Source organism: Falsihalocynthiibacter sp. BN13B15 (assembly GCF_041205415.1).
GTDB classification, from domain to species: Bacteria; Pseudomonadota; Alphaproteobacteria; order Rhodobacterales; family Rhodobacteraceae; genus Falsihalocynthiibacter; species Falsihalocynthiibacter arcticus.
Genome location: NZ_JBGFCE010000002.1, coordinates 141710 through 158287 on the forward strand (window position 1 = coordinate 141710; position 16578 = coordinate 158287).

Genomic DNA, 16578 nt, shown 5'->3' on the forward strand with positions numbered 1-16578 from the left:
GACCACGGGGTGCAAGAATGTGCCCCGTGGTTATTTGATTTAGGGTTCTTGTATATGCGTTCATTTCGGTTTGTGGTTGTGGTGGGGGCTTTGACAATCGGTCCCTTAAGTTGGGCGTATGCGGCGGATAACAATCTGGCGTTCGTTGATCAAATCGGCGCAGATAACACAGGGCTGATTTCTCAGTTAGGCTCTGCAAATCAGGTCGGCACTGAGCTCGATCCCGTTTTGCAAAATGGCTATTACAACGATCTAACAATTACACAGACTGGCGAAGACAATGTTATCGGCCTCGAGGGGCTGGGAGTCGATCAGGCAGGCAATTCGGCGACGCCTTCGATCTTCAACACCATTCTTATCGATCAGGATTCCAATTTAAACATAGTCGGAAGCATTCAACAGTCCGCATTGGGCGCGATTCCCGAAGGCGCAAACCGTTTAACCATTCAACAGGGTCTGGACGGGGCGGGGGATCGCAACAAGATTTCGCTCGTGGTTCAAGAGCAGCTCGGCGGAATGCCCGGACAGGTGGCAATCCTTACGCAAACGGGCGAACAAAACACTGTCGCTCTCGTTGAGCAACGGTCGCTGACGGCGGCGCAATTCAAAGAAAACATCATTGTCGCCAATTTCAGCGGTTCTTTTAATGGTCGCGGAGATCTTACGGGGCCTGCCCTTACCTCTAGGGCGGTAGCAAACTCTCTTATCCAGCGGGTCGGGTATGACGCTTTAGGCGCGAACGGCAACGAGATGAACCTCATGGTTAGTGGCGATTTTAACCGTTTCGGGGTTTTTCAAGGTGGGCGTAAAAACTCAATTGGCTTCCTTACGATCTCTGGAAACTCCAACCAAATCGGGTTCCGTCAAGATGGTTTGGAAAATGACATTACCGCATCGGAAATACTCGGCGATGGCAACAATATCGGTGTCGGTCAAATAGGCACCAACCGTGCATTTCTCAATATAGTTGGCCTGAGCAGCGACAATGAGGTCCTTGGACTGCAAGAAGGTTCAAACGATCTGCTGTTTTTCGTCGATGGGGACGGGAACGATCTCAGGGTTGAGCAGGGGTATAATAGTGGCCTTGGCGGCGGAAATGACGCGGATGTTTCCGTTATCGGCGACAGTAACTTTTTTGACGTCACACAATTCGGTACCAACTCTACGACAATCTCGGTGACGGGTGATTTCAACAATGATCCAAGCCAGATTTTTTCTGGGAACGCCCAACTTGGGCTGGCTGCCGGAACCATTGAACAAGTTGGCACAAGCAATGCTGCAACTCTGGCCATCACCGGAAACCGGAACATGGCAGCGGCGCAGCAAAACGGGGATTACAACAGGATTTCTCTGGGCGTCGTTGGAGATTCCAATCAGGCGGCATTTATTCAAATGGGCAGTATGAACGTGGCGTGGCTTCTGCAATCGGGCAACGGAAATATCGCTGGCTTTAAACAATAGGCGCAGGCGGTTCGCATGAATGCCTAGAATAACCAAAAGGTTATCCTAGGAATCGAGAGCGTTTTGGAGACCCTCCCGCAGGATCAGAAAGTAAGGCTAGTGACCAGTTGCGTTTGGCTGCCGAGGCCGGACACTTCTAGATCAACAACGTCGCCATCACATAAGAATTTAGGCGGGGATAATCCAAGGCCGACCCCTTCGGGCGTGCCCATCGCGATAATATCCCCGGGCCGTAGAACCATGAAGCGCGACATGTAGGAGATAATCTCAGCGACGCCAAAATCATGTCCGAAGTCGAGCTGTTTTGATAGGTTTCGCCATTGACCGAGAGCGAGAGGGTGAGGTTTTGCGGATCGGGAATCTCATCCGGAGTGACAATCCATGGGCCAATGGGGCCGAAACTGCGGGCTGATTTTCCCTTCATCCATTGGCCGCCACGCTCAATTTGAAAGGCGCGTTCACTTACGTCATTGATCGTACAGTAGCCTGCGACATACTCAAGGGCTTCGGCCTCGCTCACATACGCGCAGTTGCGCCCAATTATGACGCCGAGTTCAACTTCCCAATCGGTTTTTTGCGATCCACGCGGCAAGATGATGGGATCATTTGGGCCAGAAATACAGGATGTAGACTTTGAGAAAAGCACGGGTTCGACGGGTTCGGGATTGTTGGTTTCGCGGGCATGGCGCGCGTAATTCAGGCCAACGGCATAGAAATTTCGGGCGCGGCCTACACAGGCCCCAATGCGCGTCTTGGCCGAAACTACAGGCATCGTGGACAGATCTGTATTCGCAAGCATCGAGAGGGTCCTGCGCGAGAGTGTCTCAGGTGTGAAGTCGGAAATCAGGCTTGAGAGGTCGCGTATCCGGCCTTCTGAATCAAGATAACCGGGTTTTTCTTGGTCCACGGGACCATGGCGGAGAAGTTTCATAGGTATGTCTTTCAAGTGTTGGGAGGGAGCCGTGCTAGGCCGATTTGAGGATCATGTCGGCGGCTTTTTCTGCGATCATCACGACGGGGGAGGCGGTATTACCCGACACAATCCGTGGCATAATCGAGGCGTCGACCACGCGAAGACCCGACAGGCCCCGCACGCGCAGTTCAGGATCAACCACAGAAGTGTCGTCACTGCCCATTCGACACGTGCCGACGGGATGGAAGATCGTGGTGCCAATATCGCCGGCGGCCCGGGTTAAGTTCGCGTCGTCCGCAATGTGCGCCCCCGGAAGGTTTTCGTGCGGTGCGTATTTTTGCAAAGCGGGCATCGTCATCAAATCGCGGGCTTGACGCAGCGCGCGCAATGCCACGGCGCGATCGCCCTCAGTGCTGAGATAGTGGGGCGAAATGTCGGGCTGTTTTGTGTGATGTTTTGTCGAAATATGGGTTGAACCACGGCTTTCTGGTCGCAGATTGCACACAGACACCGTGACCGCAGGGTAGGGGTGTAAAGGGTCACCAAGACGGTCGGTTGAGAGGGGCTGAATGTGGTATTCTAGGTCGGGAGTGGCCAAGCTGGGGTCGCTTCGCGTAAAAATACCGAACTGGCTAGGTGCCATAGACAACGGCCCCGAACGGTTCCAAAGATACTGGAGTCCCATCGCGATTTTACCCGTGACAGAGTTGGCGATTTGATTGAGCGTGCGTGCGTTTTGCACACGGAAAATCATCCGCAATTGCAAATGGTCTTGAAGGTTTTCACCAACCTCTTGGCTGGCATGCACCATATCAATTCCCATGTCTCTGAGGCGTGTGGTTTGGCCAATACCTGACGCCTCAAGCAGTGCGGGAGAGTGAACTGCCCCCGCCGTGAGCAGGACCTCGCCTTGGCTTATCGCATGCTGTACGCGGCCTTTGTGCGAAAATTCCACACCTGTGGCGTGACCGTTTTTAAACGTGATCCGTTGCACGCAGGCATGGGTGATCAGGCGTAGATTTGGCCGTTTTAGGGCAGGGCTGAGAAACGCGCGGGCGGTACTCCACCGGCGGCCGCCGTTTTGATTGACCTCAAAATACCCTGCGCCCTCGTTGTTGCCCTCGTTGAAATCGGTGGTTGATGGAATGCCCATTTGCGTCGCGGCATTTTGGAAATCATCCAGAATGTCCCATTTCAAACGCTGGCGCGCGACTTTCCATTCGCCGCCTTGGCCGTGGGTTATTCCGTCTGCATCTGGGCGATCTTGGGAGCGGACAAAATAGGGGAGGACGTCGCTCCAACCCCAACCCGTATTGCCCATTTGCGCCCAGCCGTCATAATCTGCAGCTTGGCCGCGCATGTAAATCATACCGTTGATTGAGCTGCATCCGCCTAAGACCTTGCCGCGCGGATAGCCCAAAGCACGTCCGTTTAGCCCTTTTTCCGGGGTGGTCGACATCATCCAATCGGTGCGCGGATTACCAATACAGCGGAGGTATCCGACCGGAATGTGAATCCATGGGTAGGTATCCCGTCCGCCTGCCTCTAGGAGCAAGACCCTTGTGCGGGGATTGGCCGAGAGGCGGTTTGCCAGCACGCATCCCGCCGTGCCGCCCCCCACGATAATATAGTCGTAATCGCCGTCTAAACTGCGTGTCATAGTCAATTCCAATTGTTCGAGATGTAACGGCGTTTGCAGTTAATGGATGGCGAGTGCTGGAAAGATAATCAGCAAGCCAACCGCGATCACTTGGAGGCAAATAAATGGTACAAGTGATCTGAAAATCTCACCCAGTGAGATGTCCGGTGGTGCCACGCTTTTGAGGTAGAACGCGGCCGGACCAAAGGGCGGTGTGAGGAATGACACCTGCATATTCATCGCGAATAATACGCCAAACCAGACGGGATCATATCCGAGGTCTTTGATGATCGGCACGAAAATCGGCATGGTCAAAAGCGCGATCCCGACCCAATCAAGGAACATGCCAAGGATGAAGAGAATGAGCATCATAAACAGGATAATGACGGTGGGGGAGTCTGACACACCTGTGATGAGGGTAGAGATAAAGCGGATACCTCCCATGAGGTTATAAACGCCAACCAAGGCGCTCGCGCCGATGCCAATCCACATAATCATTCCGACTGTGGCCAGTGTGTGTAGCGCGGAATCTAAGAGCATACGGAATGAAAATTCGCGCCGTAAGATTGTTGAGGCAATGACGCCCGCAACCCCGATGGCGGAGGCTTCGGTTACCGAGGCGATGCCGCCATAGATTGATCCAAGCACGAAGCCGACGACCAACATGGGCAATATCAACCCGCGCAGGAGAGGCAATTGGTCTTTGAAAGGCGAGCGCTCCATGGGGGGCGGTGGTGCCGCGTTCGGGTCAATATAGGAGCGAAAGAGGATGTAGAGGATGTAGAACCCCGCGAGCATAAATCCAGGCAGGAACGAGGCTGTAAACAGATCGCCGACCGAGACATTTGCTGTGAGGCCGTAAATGATCAAAACGATCGACGGGGGCACCATTGTGCCAAGCGAGCCGCCAGCACAAACCACGCCAATTGCTAGTCGTCGATTATAGCCGAGCCGCAGCATTTGGGGCAGGGCAACCAAGCCGAGCAGGACAATTTCGCCACCGATGATGCCACTCATGGCCGCAAGAATAACCGCCACGAAAATCGTTTGAACTGCCACACCACCACGCAGACGTCCGCCCACCAGTTTCATAGCATCAAACAAGTCGCGTGCAATGCCAGAGCGATCAAGGATGGCCGCCATCAGGACAAACATCGGGACCGAAACAAACACAAACGACGAGACAAAGCTGTAAACGCGGCTGGTAATCAGGGGGACGGAGTTTGGCCCAAACCAGCCAATTGCGAAGATGAGCGCCACAAGAAGTGTGACCATAGCCAAGGGCGTACCCGTGAGCAAAAGGCCGACCAGCAGCACAAACATCAACAGCGTGCCCCACTCAATCCCGAGTGATTTTAGGTTAAGTCCGAAGTCTAGAAGTTCAAACATTTTCATGCCTCTTTGGCGGGGTGAGGCCGCGTGCGTAATTGAAGGTAAGGATGAGGAATTGGACGCTCATCGTGATGAGGACGGCCAGCAAAAACAGTTTAAGAAGGGCAGGTGTTGGCGGATTCCACGCGCTGCCACTGGTTTCGAGAAAGAAACTACCATCAGGGCGATAGATTGCTTTGAGCGCCATAAGCCATGCGGCCCATGCGAAGAACAGACTGGCGCAGAGGCAGGCGATTGAAATGAGGATATCGAGGATGCGGCGCACGGGCGAGCGAACGACGTCATAGATCAGCACCACGCGGATGTGCGAGTTGCGGGCAACACAGTATAATCCGCCAAAAATGAACGTCACGGCGCTCAGAAATGTCGTTGTTTCATGGGCCCATACCGTGGGCGCATTGAACACATACCGTAGGAAAACCTCTACAACGAGGACAACCATCGCGATCAAAATTCCGACAGCGAAAACGCGGGCGACTGAGGTGATTACTTTGCCCAACCAGCCTGCTTGCGGCAGGGCTTCTTGAGCCGTGAATTCGGGGGGCAACGGCTCAATGGCCGAAGTCGTTTCGGGGGTGCGGGACATGAGGGGCCAATCGTGTCAAAGGGGTGTGATGGCGGATGCTCGGGCGCAACGCGTGCGCCCGAGGCTGTGGATTATTCCAGTAGGCCTTGCGACGCGAGATAAGCGGTCAATTGGTCATAGACCTTTTGTGCATTCGGCGAACGTGCGGCCACTTTCTCCCATTGATCCATCGCGATTGTGCGGAACTTTGCACGCTCTTCGGCAGACCAATTATGGACGGTGATGTTTTCATCGGCTGTGGCTTCGGCGAAGGCTTTTAGGTCATTCATCGACAACGTTGCCACGGCGTCCTGTGCAAAATCGCGCACCGAAACCGTCAAGATTGCCTGTAGATCAGAGGGCAAAGCATTCCATTTATCCAAGTTCATCGAGACTTCGACCAGTGGCATGGAGTGGAAACCAGGATAGACGGGGTGGTTGCCAACTTTATGCAAGCCTTGCTGATGGTTGGTCGAGAAAACAGTGGAATCCGCAGCATCAATCACGCCCTTATCGAGCGACGTGTAGACCTCGGAGTAGGGCAGGTTGACAGGAACCGCGCCCGCCGCCGCAAACACCTCTTGAATGAGGCCTTCTGGCGCGCGCATTTTCAGACCTTTGAGGTCGGCAACGCCGTCGAGCGGCACTTTGGAAACAAAACCTTCAAGGCCCGTCGTCGTCGCCCCGATGAAGTGAAGGCCATAGGGTCCTTCCAGTTCATTCATGAGTTCATAGCCGCCGCCATAGTTGATAAAACGGAACATTTCATCCGGAGCAGACCAAGCGCCGATCGGATTGGCAATAAGTCCGAAGGCGGGGTCTTTGCCCGCGAAATAGCTCACATCGGTGATGTGCCCATCCAAAATGCCAGACCCAACGGCATCTTGTGTTTCGATATAATCGACCACCGCGCCTACGGGCAGAAGATCAATCGTCATCCGTCCGCCAGACATCTCTGCCACGCGCGCTGTCCACGCCTGTTGGATGGCAAAGTTTGGATTTCCTGCGGGGTCTACGGATTGGAACGTCAATTGGTGCTCTTGCGCCATGGCGCCGGTGCCGCCCAATAGGCAAGCCGCAATAAGTGTACTTAAGTGTTTGTTATTCATGGTTTCCTCCCTAGAACGGACATGTTTACGTGATCCCATGCCCTTGGATCATATCGTGGCGTCAACCCCGTCGGAGTTGGCGCGTTAGGCGATATCCCTTACGCGTTTCGTGGCGGGGGTGTTCACAAGGTTTCTCAACTTGCCTTCGCGCAAAAACCGCACCGCAGTTTCAACAGAAAGGCGGCGTGCATCCGCGACGCTCTCGGGGCTGGACCATGCGGCATGGGGGGTGACAAACAAACGTTCTCCCACAAGGGGATCCGTGCCGTTTGCATAGGCAATCGCCAATGCGTCGGTCGGGGATGGGGGCTCAACGGGCAAGACGTCGATGCCTGCACCAGCGATTGTGCCTGCGCGCAAAGCGGTCAAAAGCGCGTTGATGTCAATGATTGCGCCCCGCGCCGTATTGATCAAAACAGCATGTGGTTGCATTTTGGCCAAGCGCTCGGCGTTGATCATATTGTGGGTTTGAGGCGTTAGCGGGCAGTGCAAGCTTACAACGTCACTTTGCGCGAGTAGCTCGTCGATGGACTCACATCTATCGACACCCACAGCGATTTCGGTGCCGCGCGAAACCAGCGGATCATAGGCCAAAACCCGCATGCCAAACGCCTTCGCTCTCAGGGCGGCAGCAATGCCGATACGCCCCAAGCCAACCACGCCAAAGGTCTTGCCTCTTAGCCGCCCCAAGAGAGGAGCGCGCGCGTGATCGAAGCCTGTCTGCGGAGATTGCATGAGATTTCGGTGGTAGGAGCCAATGCCACGCCGCAAATTCAACATCAGCGCAATTGCGTGATCGGCGACTTCGCTGGTGCCATAATCAGGCGTGTTGCAGACGGGAATGCCCGCTTCTGCGGCAGCATCCAAATCGATATGATCAAAGCCTACCCCGGCCCGAACAATGATTTTGCAACGCTCCAATTGAGCGATCATCGAACGGGTAACGGGCATCTCGTGCCAAACCACCATCGCATCACAGGAGTTCAGAACCGTTTGCGGAATACGGTGAATTTCGCGTTCGCGGAATATATCCCAATCGATATTATTTCCGGCTGTCGCCCGTTCGATCAGAGCGTCGTCTGGATATTGTGCGTCGGGGGTCAGGAGACGAAAGCGGGGCATGTGAGTCCTCTTGGGTGTGGATATCATTATTTTTTATTCTAGAATTCTAGAATTTCAATAACTTGTCAATCCTGTTTTTTTCATGCTTGGTAAAGGAGTAAAATTAGTGGGTAGCGCGCTTAGCCGTCCATGCTGTAACTAGGAATGACCTATGAGGAGAGTGCTGTGTCGTTGACCCAAGATGCATGTGAGCGGATTCGCGAGGCAATTGTCTCTGGCAAACTAGAGTTCGGCGAGCGGCTGTCCGAGGAGCAAATCGCGCGGGCGCTTGGGATGAGCAAAGCCCCAGTGCGGGCGGCCTTTATGGATTTGCGCGACATGGGTCTTGTGACGGTTGTGCCGCAAGCGGGAACCTATGTGTTTGCGCCCTCCAAGCAGGACGTCGAGGAAATGAGCCACTTTCGCGCCATGTTGGAAAGCAAGGCATTGGACGATGCCCTTGCGCGTGATCCCGAAGCGGTTGTGCAGGGGCTTTCTGCGGCAATTTACCAAATGGAGCAGGCGATCGCGGCGGGGGAATGGGCGCTCTATAGCAAAGCCGACAGCGCCTATCATCGGGTATTGTTGCAGCTTGCGGGCAATCGCTACCTTGAAAAAGCCTATGATTTGACTGCGACGGCTCTGGAGGCCTTGCGTGCTCGTTTGCAATCGGGGGAAGGGAATTTTTGGCAACGCTCTTTTGCCGAGCACATTCAAATGCGCGACCTTATCGTTAAGGGCAAATTCGACGCGGCACACGCAATACTGCAGGAACATATTTTGATCATTAATCGCTCGCTACCCGAGCCAGATACAAATCCGTATAAGCGCACAAAAGTTCAGCGCCGTTCAGACGAAGAATGCACCACGTTGATGCAGCAAGGCGGTCCAACTTCCCGCCGAGTTTAACGGGCCGTTTTGCAGGAGAATATTTTGAAAAGTGAGATTGTGATTTATAACCTGGCCACGGGGTTCGAGGAGGTTATTTTGCTTTTGGATCAACATCTTGAGGCTCCAAATTGGACGCCGGATAACGCGGCCCTCATCGTAAATGGGGAAGGGCGGCTGTATCGCGTTGACCTAAGCGCACCGGCTCTGGCAACCATCGAAACGGGGTTTGCAACGCAGATCAACAACGACCACGGGGTCTCGCCGGATGGGACCACATTGGTCATGAGCGATTCAACCGAGGAGGGCAGCAGCGTGATTTACACGCTGCCAATCACAGGGGGCACGCCGACGCGTATAACGCCTTTGGCACCTTCGTATTGGCACGGGTGGTCACCAGATGGCGCGACTTTGGCCTATACCGCGAAACGTGGCGAAACCTTCGAGATATACACCTGCCCGGTTCATGGTGGCGAAGAACGGCAAGTCACCTTTGGTTTTGATCACTGTGACGGTCCAGATTATACGACTGACGGCGCGTGGATTTGGTTCAACGGCGAACGCGATGCCCGTGTTTGTTTGTGGCGCGTGCGCCCCGATGGGCGTGATTTGGAATGCATGGTGGCAGATGATCGGGTGAATTGGTTTCCCCATCCCTCACCAGACGGAAAATCTGTGCTCTACTTGGCCTATGAAGGCGGGACGCAAGGGCATCCATCCGAGCGCCAAGTTGAGCTGCGCCTTGTGTCCGCAGAGGGCGGCAGACCGCAAGTGCTCTTGGAACTATATGGCGGGCAAGGCACGATAAATGTGCCGTGTTGGGCGCCGTATAGTCAGCGTTTCGCATTCGTGCGTTATCACGCCTAGGCGGTTTCATTTCTCGTAGGCGTTTTGGAATGCGGGGCGCTCGCATCGATCAATTAGACGCGCCCGATTTTGAACCCCCGCGAAAGATGATTTCGCATCGAAAAAAGTAACACCACACCGGGCAGCATGGAAGCGAGGGTGACGGCCATAACCAGCCCAATATCGGTTTGAAAACCAAAGAGTGCGTTGATCGCCATGCTGATCGGTTTCCCGTTGGTTGTGGTCAGGATGCGCGCGAAAACCACCTCAACCCACGAGAACATGAAGCAGAAAAACGCTGTTACGGCGACGCCCGAAGCAATTTGGGGCAAAAGGAATTTCCAAATAAACATAGGCCGCGAATAGCCGTCGATAAAGGCTGTTTCATCCATTTCCTTGGGGACGGCCGAGATAAACCCTTGGAGAATCCAGATCGAGATTGGGACGTTGAACAGGCAATGTGCCAAGGCGATGCCGAATGTTGAATTCACGATTCCGAGTGCGGAGAAAAGTTGAAATATCGGTAGGGTTAGCACCACGGGCGGGGTGATACGAAAGGCGATGAAGGCAAGAAACAGGTGTTTGTCGCCTAAGAAGGAAATGCGCGAGAAGGCGTAGGCCGCAGGGATGGCAACGGGTATGGTGATGCAGATATTGATCAGCACGTATGCGATGGAATTCAGGAACGCCGAGCGTAGGTTTGGGTCGGTCCAGATGCCCCGATAATTGCCTAGCGTGAGGCTGCCAACGTCAATATTTGGGGTTGCCAAAGTCGCGGTGAAGCTGAGGAGGGTCAGTTGCACCAGCGGCAGGCAGGTGAACACCATGAAGGCCAGCAGGGCCGTTGCTTTGAGGAAAGGGAGCGCGCGGATAAACATAATTAGGCGGCCTTTTCTGGGGGCACGTCATCAAGCTTGCCTTGGGCTTTGCTAAACATCCACGCGACGGTCAACACGATCATGAAATAGAGCACAGAGCGCGCGGCGGAAGGGCCGTAGTTGAAGGCTTTGATTTCTTCGCCAAGGTCAACCGCGAGGAACATTGTCGCGCCGTTTGGACCGCCCGCATTGATGGGAAAAGCCTCCGTGTAAATCATGAAGGAATCCATAAACCGCAACAGGATCGCCATAAGCAGAACGTTGTATAGCTTGGGCAATTGGATGAATCGAAACACCTGCCACGGGCCTGCGCCGTCGATTGCGGCCGCTTGGTAGTGGGCCGCCGGAACGGTTGTCAGGGCACTATAACACAGGATCACAACCAAGCTTGTCCAATGCCAAACGTCCATCACAATGATGACCAGCCATGTGGGAACCACCGAGAATTTCCAATCCGCGGGCCAGCCGAAAGTAGGTAGAATGCGCCCCAAAAGACCCGTGTCTGGGTTGAGGAGACTGAGCCAAAGTGATGGGATCATGTTCCACGGCACCAGAAGCGGCAAGGCCACCACACAGAGCGAGACGCCGACCCAGAATTTTCGTTGGGGGATGCAAAGGGCAATCGCAATGCCAAGGGGAATTTGGATGGTTAAGATCAGCGCCGAAAACAATGTACTGCGGCCAAAACTAGCCCAGAAACGGCCTGAACTTATGATCTCGGAGTACCATTCCGTCCCGACCCAGAAGCGCGAGTCTAGGATGAAAATTTCGAAGAAGGAGTAATTAACAACGGTTATCAGAGGGATCAGCCCCACGAGGCCAAGCACGAGTACGGCTGGCAAGACAAAGGCCCATCCGACGTTACTGCGCGTTTTCAATTGAAAAAATCCCCCGAGCGTGACCGAAGCCCGTTTAAACCGTGACCACTTCGGTGCCCCAACTGCTACAATTCGCCAGCAGATCTTTGGGCAATGTACCGTCGGTAAAAAGAGCGCTCACATCCGCGAGAGAGCAGATTGTGAGCGGTGCTTTGCGCTGAAATTTTAGGTGGTCTGCGACGACCATTACCTTGCGCGACCGTTTTATCGCGGTGCTGCTGACCATAATCTCCTGCCCGTCGAAATCTAGCAGGTCGCCGTCCTCATCAATGGCGGAGCAGCCTAAAACCGAATAGTCGAACTTGAATTGCTTCACCATTTCAACGGTCAAGCCGCCGACAATTCCACCATCCGCACGGCGCAAAACGCCACCCGCCAAAATGATTTCGCAACTATGATTGGCCGCGAGAATATTCGCGATGTTAATGTTGTTCGTCACAACCAGCAGGTTTTCGTGGTCGAGCAATTCGCGCGCCACAGCCTCGGTACTTGTCCCGATGTTCATAAAGACCGACGCGCCATTTGGGATTGCTTCGGCGCATTTCACGGCAATCGCCTTCTTGCCCGTATCGTTCAGGCGGCGGCGTTCCTCATATTGAATATTCACAACGCCAGACGACACCACCGCGCCGCCATGCACCCGTTGAAGACGGCCGCGATCGGCCAAATCAGAGAGGTCGCGCCGGATAGTTTGCACCGTGACATCGTAGAGTTCGGCAAGGCCATCCACGGTAACTTTGCCCTCTTTGCGCGCAAGTTCGAGGATATCTTTCTGTCTAAAGTTTGAGACCATGGCTTTCTCCCTGACGTCGCGTAATAGAATCCTAACAATCAACAGTCCGAGCGGAGCGTCAAGGGTTCGAATCGATTTGCGCAGATAAAAATGGCCAAAAGGGAGGGAATAGAAAAATTAAATACATGGATTTCAACATTTTACCCAAAAAGGAAAAGAAACGAACATTCGCTATTGATTTGCGGAGTGGCTTAGTGTTGTCTTAATGAATGTTGAGCGCTGGGAGGCGGCGACAGAAAATCGACGCTTGGGAGGCTTCATTGAATCAACGTAATCTTCACGACATCGTGGACCTTTTCGTCATTGGCGGCGGCATCAATGGATGCGGTATTGCGCGTGACGCGGTTGGCCGTGGTTTGAGTGTTGAGTTGGCGGAAATGAACGATCTGGCCTCTGCAACGTCCTCTGCCTCCACCAAGCTTTTTCACGGCGGCTTGCGCTATCTTGAGTATTTTGAGATCCGCCTTGTTCGCGAGGCACTGATCGAGCGCGAGACCCTTCTCAAGGCGATGCCGCATATTTCATGGCCGATGCGATTTGTGTTGCCCTACCACAAGGATATGCGGTTCGACACCGACACTCCGACTTCAAAATTGCTCAGTATTGTGATGCCTTGGATGAAAGGGCGCCGCCCTGCGTGGCTCATTCGGTTCGGACTTTTCCTCTATGATAATCTGGGTGGCCGCCAAATTCTGAAGGGGACAACCTCTTTGAGTTTGGCTGGAACGCCAGAAGGCGCGCCGCTTCAGGACCGCTTTGAAAAAGCCTACGAATACTCCGATTGCTGGATCGAAGACAGCCGCTTGGTGGTTCTGAATGCGCGGGATGCTCAGGCGCGCGGCGCGAAAATAAATGTGCGCACCAAGGTTGTGTCCGCCGAGCAAGTTGATGGCCTTTGGGAAATTACGCTGGAACCAAAAGGTTTGCCGCGACGTGTGGTTCGGGCCCGTATGCTGGTAAATGCGGGCGGCCCTTGGGTTGAGGATATTATCCGCAACACGGTGCGGATCAATGCCACAGAAGGCGTGCGACTGGTGCGGGGCAGTCATATCGTGACGCCCAAATTATACGATCACGACAAATGTTATTTCTTCCAAGGCGAAGATGGCCGGATTATTTTCACAATCCCCTACGAGACTGATTTTACGTTGATCGGAACCACGGATGCCGAGCATACTGACGTGTCACAGAAGCCCGTTTGTACCCCAGAAGAGCAAGCCTATCTTGTTGAATTTGCGTCGAAGTATTTGAAAACGCCTGTCACCACGGATGATATCGTCTGGACCTATTCCGGCGTGCGCCCTTTGTATGATGACGGCGCGACCTCTGCGACGGCGGCAACCCGTGACTATGTGTTGAAAGTTGATGAATCCGCGGGCGCGCCAATCCTGAACATATTTGGCGGCAAGATCACCACCTATCGCCGGTTGGCCGAGAACGCGTTTAAAAAGATAGCGCCATTTTTTCCAAATGCAGGCGGACCCTGGACCGCAGGTGTTCCAATGCCGGGAGGGGATTTTCCCGTTGATGGGGTCGCGGATTTGCAAGCAAGTCTTACGGCGCAATACCCGTTTTTAACTGAACGCTGGGCGGCGCGGTTAGTCAAAGCTTATGGCTTGGACGCCTTTGAGGTTCTTGGGGATGCGAAAACAGAATCCGATCTGGGACAGCCTTTTGGTGCTACACTGACTGAACGGGAAGTTATCTGGCTGGTGCAAAAGGAGTTTGCACGTTCCGCAGAAGACATCGTTTGGCGTCGTTCAAAATTAGGCCTACGCTTGTCCAAAGACGAAATCGAAATGCTTGACGCATGGCTGGCCAAAGCGCCCGTAATGTCATCGCAGCAAGACGCAGTGTAAGCTGCGGATAGGGAGAGAGAAATGTCACTTGTTCTAGAGGGCGTGTCGAAGGTTGCGAATGGCCAGACACATATTTACCCCACCGACTTAGAGCTGCAGTCCGGCACAATGAATGTTTTGCTTGGGCCGACGTCGTCGGGCAAGACTTCTTTGATGCGTTTGATGGCCGGACTTGATGTGCCTAATACGGGCAAAGTTATCTGGAACGGTCAGGATGTGACAGGCATGCGTGTGCAGGAGCGCGGCATTGCCATGGTCTATCAACAGTTCATTAATTACCCGTCGATGAGTGTTTACGACAATATCGCCAGCCCGATGCGCCTTTTGGGGCAATCGGCGGACCAGATCGACAAGGCCGTTAAGAAGGCCGCCGACCTGATGAAACTTGCGCCATTTCTTGAGCGCAAGCCGCTTGAGCTTTCTGGTGGTCAGCAACAGCGGTGTGCGTTGGCGCGGGCGCTGGTGAAGGATGCGGGCCTTGTTTTGCTGGATGAGCCATTGGCAAACCTCGACTATAAGCTGCGCGAAGAATTGCGCGCCGAGATCCCGAAAATCTTTGAGGAAGCTGGCTCGATCTTTGTCTATGCGACCACGGAACCCGAAGAAGCACTATTGTTGGGTGGCAACACCGCGACCCTCTGGGAAGGCAAAATCACCCAATTTGGGTTGACGCCTTTCGTTTACAGACAGCCCGTAGATGCGACCACCGCCCGCGTATTTTCCGATCCGCCGATGAATTTCCTGCCTGTTCAAAAGGTCGGCAACCGCTTGAAGTTTGGCAACGACCAAACAGATAGCGCGGCTTCGGGTGCCTTTGCTGATCTTAAGGATGGCCGTTACGTCGCGGGGTTCCGACCCAACCATCTGAAGCTTGAAAAGCACACGCAAGGCGCTCTGGAATTCACGGGTAAGCTGAACGTAACCGAGATAACGGGGTCGGAAACATTCATCCACCTCGACCACCACGGCGAAAACTGGGTTGGTTTGGTGCATGGAGTGAAGATACTGGAAATTGGCGCTTCGTTGAAGGTCTATCTGGATCAAAGCCATGTTTACATCTTTGCAGAAGACGGCACTTCGGTCGCCCCTGCAACTTATGCAACCGCAGCCTGAGGGACATTCAAATGGCAAAAATTACCCTCGAAAATCTGGCACATTCGTACCTGCCCAATCCGAAAAGCGACGACGACTACGCGCTGAAAGAATTGAACCACGACTGGGTGGATGGCGAAGCTTACGCCCTGCTTGGGTCGTCAGGTTGTGGCAAGTCCACGCTGCTCAACATCATTTCGGGTCTGCTGCATCCCAGCCAAGGTCGTATCTTGTTTAATGACCGTGACGTGACAATGGAGCCGACAACACAGCGCAATATCGCGCAGGTTTTCCAGTTCCCCGTTGTTTATGATACAATGACCGTGCACGACAATCTGGCGTTTCCGCTGCGCAACCGTGGGGCTGATCCCGCCTATATCAAAGAACGCGTTCAGCAAATAGCGGCGATGATCGGCATGGAGGCCACCCTTGGTCACAAGGCGCGCGGGCTGACTGCGGACGCAAAACAGAAGATTTCGTTGGGGCGTGGCATGGTGCGTGAAGACGTGAATGCGCTTTTGTTTGATGAGCCGCTGACCGTGATTGACCCACATATGAAGTGGGAATTGCGCACGCAGCTTAAATCGCTGCATCACGAATTTGGCCACACGATGATCTATGTGACCCACGACCAGACCGAGGCCCTGACTTTTGCGGATAAAGTGGTGGTTATGTATGACGGGCGGGTTGTGCAAATGGGTACACCGCAAGAACTTTTTGAAACGCCAGCGCATACGTTTGTTGGCTATTTCATCGGCTCTCCGGGGATGAATGTTCTGTCTGCCGAAGTGACGGGAAATACCGCCCTGATTGGTGGCACAGAGATCGCGCTTGGCAAAGGCTATGGCAGTCCAAAAGGCAAAGTCGAACTTGGCGTTCGGCCCGAATTTACCGCGCTCGTTGCGGGGAACGAAGGTCTGCCCGTGACCATTAAGCGGGTCGAGGATGTTGGCCGCCACAAAATCGTGCGCGCCGATTTCCAAGGGACCGAGATCAATATCCTCGCCGAAGAAGGTGCTAACATTTCACCCGACATGAACCGAGTCGTGTTCGATACGGCTGGAGTGAACGTCTATTCCGATAGTTGGCGGGTTCCCCCGCAAGGAGCGTGACATGATGATGAAATCGAAAACCCCGCCCTTCACATCTTTGCAAGGAATGAGC

The 16578-nt window shown here is 54.0% G+C and carries 14 protein-coding genes and 1 pseudogene; 6 read left to right on the forward strand and 9 right to left on the reverse strand.

All coding sequences use genetic code 11. The annotated features are described in order from the left end of the window. The first annotated feature begins 54 nt into the window (after window positions 1-54). Complete coding sequence (locus AB9F26_RS03395) at window positions 55-1461, forward strand: hypothetical protein (protein ID WP_369767277.1); 1407 nt, start codon at window positions 55-57, stop codon at window positions 1459-1461. An 83-nt stretch (window positions 1462-1544) separates the two neighbouring features. On the opposite strand, the pseudogene AB9F26_RS03400 reads toward AB9F26_RS03395, so the two are convergent. From AB9F26_RS03400 to AB9F26_RS03425, 6 genes and pseudogenes are all read right to left on the reverse strand, one after another. Further along, window positions 1545-2392: pseudogene (locus AB9F26_RS03400) on the reverse strand (fumarylacetoacetate hydrolase family protein). 34 nt (window positions 2393-2426) lie between these two features. Beyond that, window positions 2427-4034 carry a GMC family oxidoreductase gene (locus AB9F26_RS03405; RefSeq protein WP_335583608.1) on the reverse strand — a complete coding sequence of 536 codons (1608 nt, stop codon included), beginning with the start codon at window positions 4032-4034 and terminating at the stop codon, window positions 2427-2429. A gap of 39 nt (window positions 4035-4073) precedes the next feature. Beyond that, the gene (locus AB9F26_RS03410) at window positions 4074-5402 is read right to left on the reverse strand and encodes a TRAP transporter large permease subunit (RefSeq protein WP_369767278.1); all 1329 of its coding nucleotides are present in this window, start codon (window positions 5400-5402) and stop codon (window positions 4074-4076) included. Beyond that, complete coding sequence (locus tag AB9F26_RS03415) at window positions 5395-5991, reverse strand: TRAP transporter small permease subunit (protein WP_335583606.1); 597 nt, start codon at window positions 5989-5991, stop codon at window positions 5395-5397. Before AB9F26_RS03415 ends, AB9F26_RS03410 begins: the two co-directional genes overlap by 8 nt. Before the next feature lie 71 nt (window positions 5992-6062). Continuing rightward, on the reverse strand, window positions 6063-7079 hold the full coding sequence (locus AB9F26_RS03420) for a TRAP transporter substrate-binding protein (RefSeq protein WP_335583605.1): 1017 nt from the start codon (window positions 7077-7079) through the stop codon (window positions 6063-6065). A gap of 84 nt (window positions 7080-7163) precedes the next feature. Next, window positions 7164-8201: a C-terminal binding protein gene (locus tag AB9F26_RS03425; protein WP_335583604.1), complete on the reverse strand. Its 1038-nt coding sequence runs from the start codon at window positions 8199-8201 to the stop codon at window positions 7164-7166. A gap of 165 nt (window positions 8202-8366) precedes the next feature. Here AB9F26_RS03425 and AB9F26_RS03430 point away from each other — a divergent pair, with 165 nt between their 5' ends. Both AB9F26_RS03430 and AB9F26_RS03435 read left to right on the forward strand, forming a co-directional pair. Continuing rightward, a complete protein-coding gene (locus AB9F26_RS03430) occupies window positions 8367-9089 on the forward strand; it encodes a GntR family transcriptional regulator (RefSeq protein WP_369767279.1) in 723 nt (240 codons plus the stop codon). Between the two features lie 24 nt (window positions 9090-9113). After that, complete coding sequence (locus AB9F26_RS03435; protein ID WP_369767280.1) at window positions 9114-9935, forward strand: TolB family protein; 822 nt, start codon at window positions 9114-9116, stop codon at window positions 9933-9935. Between the two features lie 53 nt (window positions 9936-9988). On the opposite strand, the gene AB9F26_RS03440 is transcribed toward AB9F26_RS03435, so the two are convergent. The 3 genes from AB9F26_RS03440 to AB9F26_RS03450 are packed head-to-tail and all read right to left on the reverse strand — an operon-like array spanning window position 9989 to window position 12463. Beyond that, window positions 9989-10792 (reverse strand): carbohydrate ABC transporter permease, encoded by an 804-nt coding sequence (locus AB9F26_RS03440; RefSeq protein ID WP_369767281.1) that lies wholly within the window; start codon window positions 10790-10792, stop codon window positions 9989-9991. Window positions 10793-10794: 2 nt separating this feature from the next. Then, window positions 10795-11670, reverse strand: a complete 876-nt coding sequence (locus tag AB9F26_RS03445) for a sugar ABC transporter permease (RefSeq protein ID WP_335583600.1) — start codon at window positions 11668-11670, stop codon at window positions 10795-10797. A 34-nt stretch (window positions 11671-11704) separates the two neighbouring features. Then, window positions 11705-12463, reverse strand: a complete 759-nt coding sequence (locus AB9F26_RS03450; RefSeq protein WP_335583599.1) for a DeoR/GlpR family DNA-binding transcription regulator — start codon at window positions 12461-12463, stop codon at window positions 11705-11707. 260 nt (window positions 12464-12723) lie between these two features. Between AB9F26_RS03450 and glpD the strand changes: the two genes are divergently transcribed. Genes glpD through AB9F26_RS03465 form a run of 3 tightly spaced genes read left to right on the forward strand, consistent with a single transcriptional unit; the run spans window position 12724 to window position 16526 of the window. After that, on the forward strand, window positions 12724-14322 hold the full coding sequence (gene glpD / locus AB9F26_RS03455; RefSeq protein WP_369767282.1) for a glycerol-3-phosphate dehydrogenase: 1599 nt from the start codon (window positions 12724-12726) through the stop codon (window positions 14320-14322). 21 nt (window positions 14323-14343) lie between these two features. After that, window positions 14344-15435, forward strand: coding sequence for an ABC transporter ATP-binding protein (locus AB9F26_RS03460; RefSeq protein ID WP_039003844.1), 1092 nt, complete (start codon window positions 14344-14346; stop codon window positions 15433-15435). A gap of 11 nt (window positions 15436-15446) precedes the next feature. Next, window positions 15447-16526: an ABC transporter ATP-binding protein gene (locus tag AB9F26_RS03465; protein ID WP_039003843.1), complete on the forward strand. Its 1080-nt coding sequence runs from the start codon at window positions 15447-15449 to the stop codon at window positions 16524-16526. Window positions 16527-16578: the final 52 nt, after the last annotated feature.

Excerpts from the sequence above, each read along its gene's own strand:
- AB9F26_RS03460 (WP_039003844.1), top strand. The coding sequence starts at position 14,344 with ATGTCACTTGTTCTAGAGGGCGTGTCGAAGGTTGCGAATGGCCAGACA.
- AB9F26_RS03415 (WP_335583606.1), bottom strand. The coding sequence starts at position 5,991 with ATGTCCCGCACCCCCGAAACGACTTCGGCCATTGAGCCGTTGCCCCCC.
- AB9F26_RS03465 (WP_039003843.1), top strand. The coding sequence starts at position 15,447 with ATGGCAAAAATTACCCTCGAAAATCTGGCACATTCGTACCTGCCCAAT.
- AB9F26_RS03440 (WP_369767281.1), bottom strand. The coding sequence starts at position 10,792 with ATGTTTATCCGCGCGCTCCCTTTCCTCAAAGCAACGGCCCTGCTGGCC.
- AB9F26_RS03405 (WP_335583608.1), bottom strand. The coding sequence starts at position 4,034 with ATGACACGCAGTTTAGACGGCGATTACGACTATATTATCGTGGGGGGC.
- AB9F26_RS03410 (WP_369767278.1), bottom strand. The coding sequence starts at position 5,402 with ATGTTTGAACTTCTAGACTTCGGACTTAACCTAAAATCACTCGGGATT.
- AB9F26_RS03450 (WP_335583599.1), bottom strand. The coding sequence starts at position 12,463 with ATGGTCTCAAACTTTAGACAGAAAGATATCCTCGAACTTGCGCGCAAA.
- AB9F26_RS03425 (WP_335583604.1), bottom strand. The coding sequence starts at position 8,201 with ATGCCCCGCTTTCGTCTCCTGACCCCCGACGCACAATATCCAGACGAC.
- AB9F26_RS03395 (WP_369767277.1), top strand. The coding sequence starts at position 55 with ATGCGTTCATTTCGGTTTGTGGTTGTGGTGGGGGCTTTGACAATCGGT.
- AB9F26_RS03420 (WP_335583605.1), bottom strand. The coding sequence starts at position 7,079 with ATGAATAACAAACACTTAAGTACACTTATTGCGGCTTGCCTATTGGGC.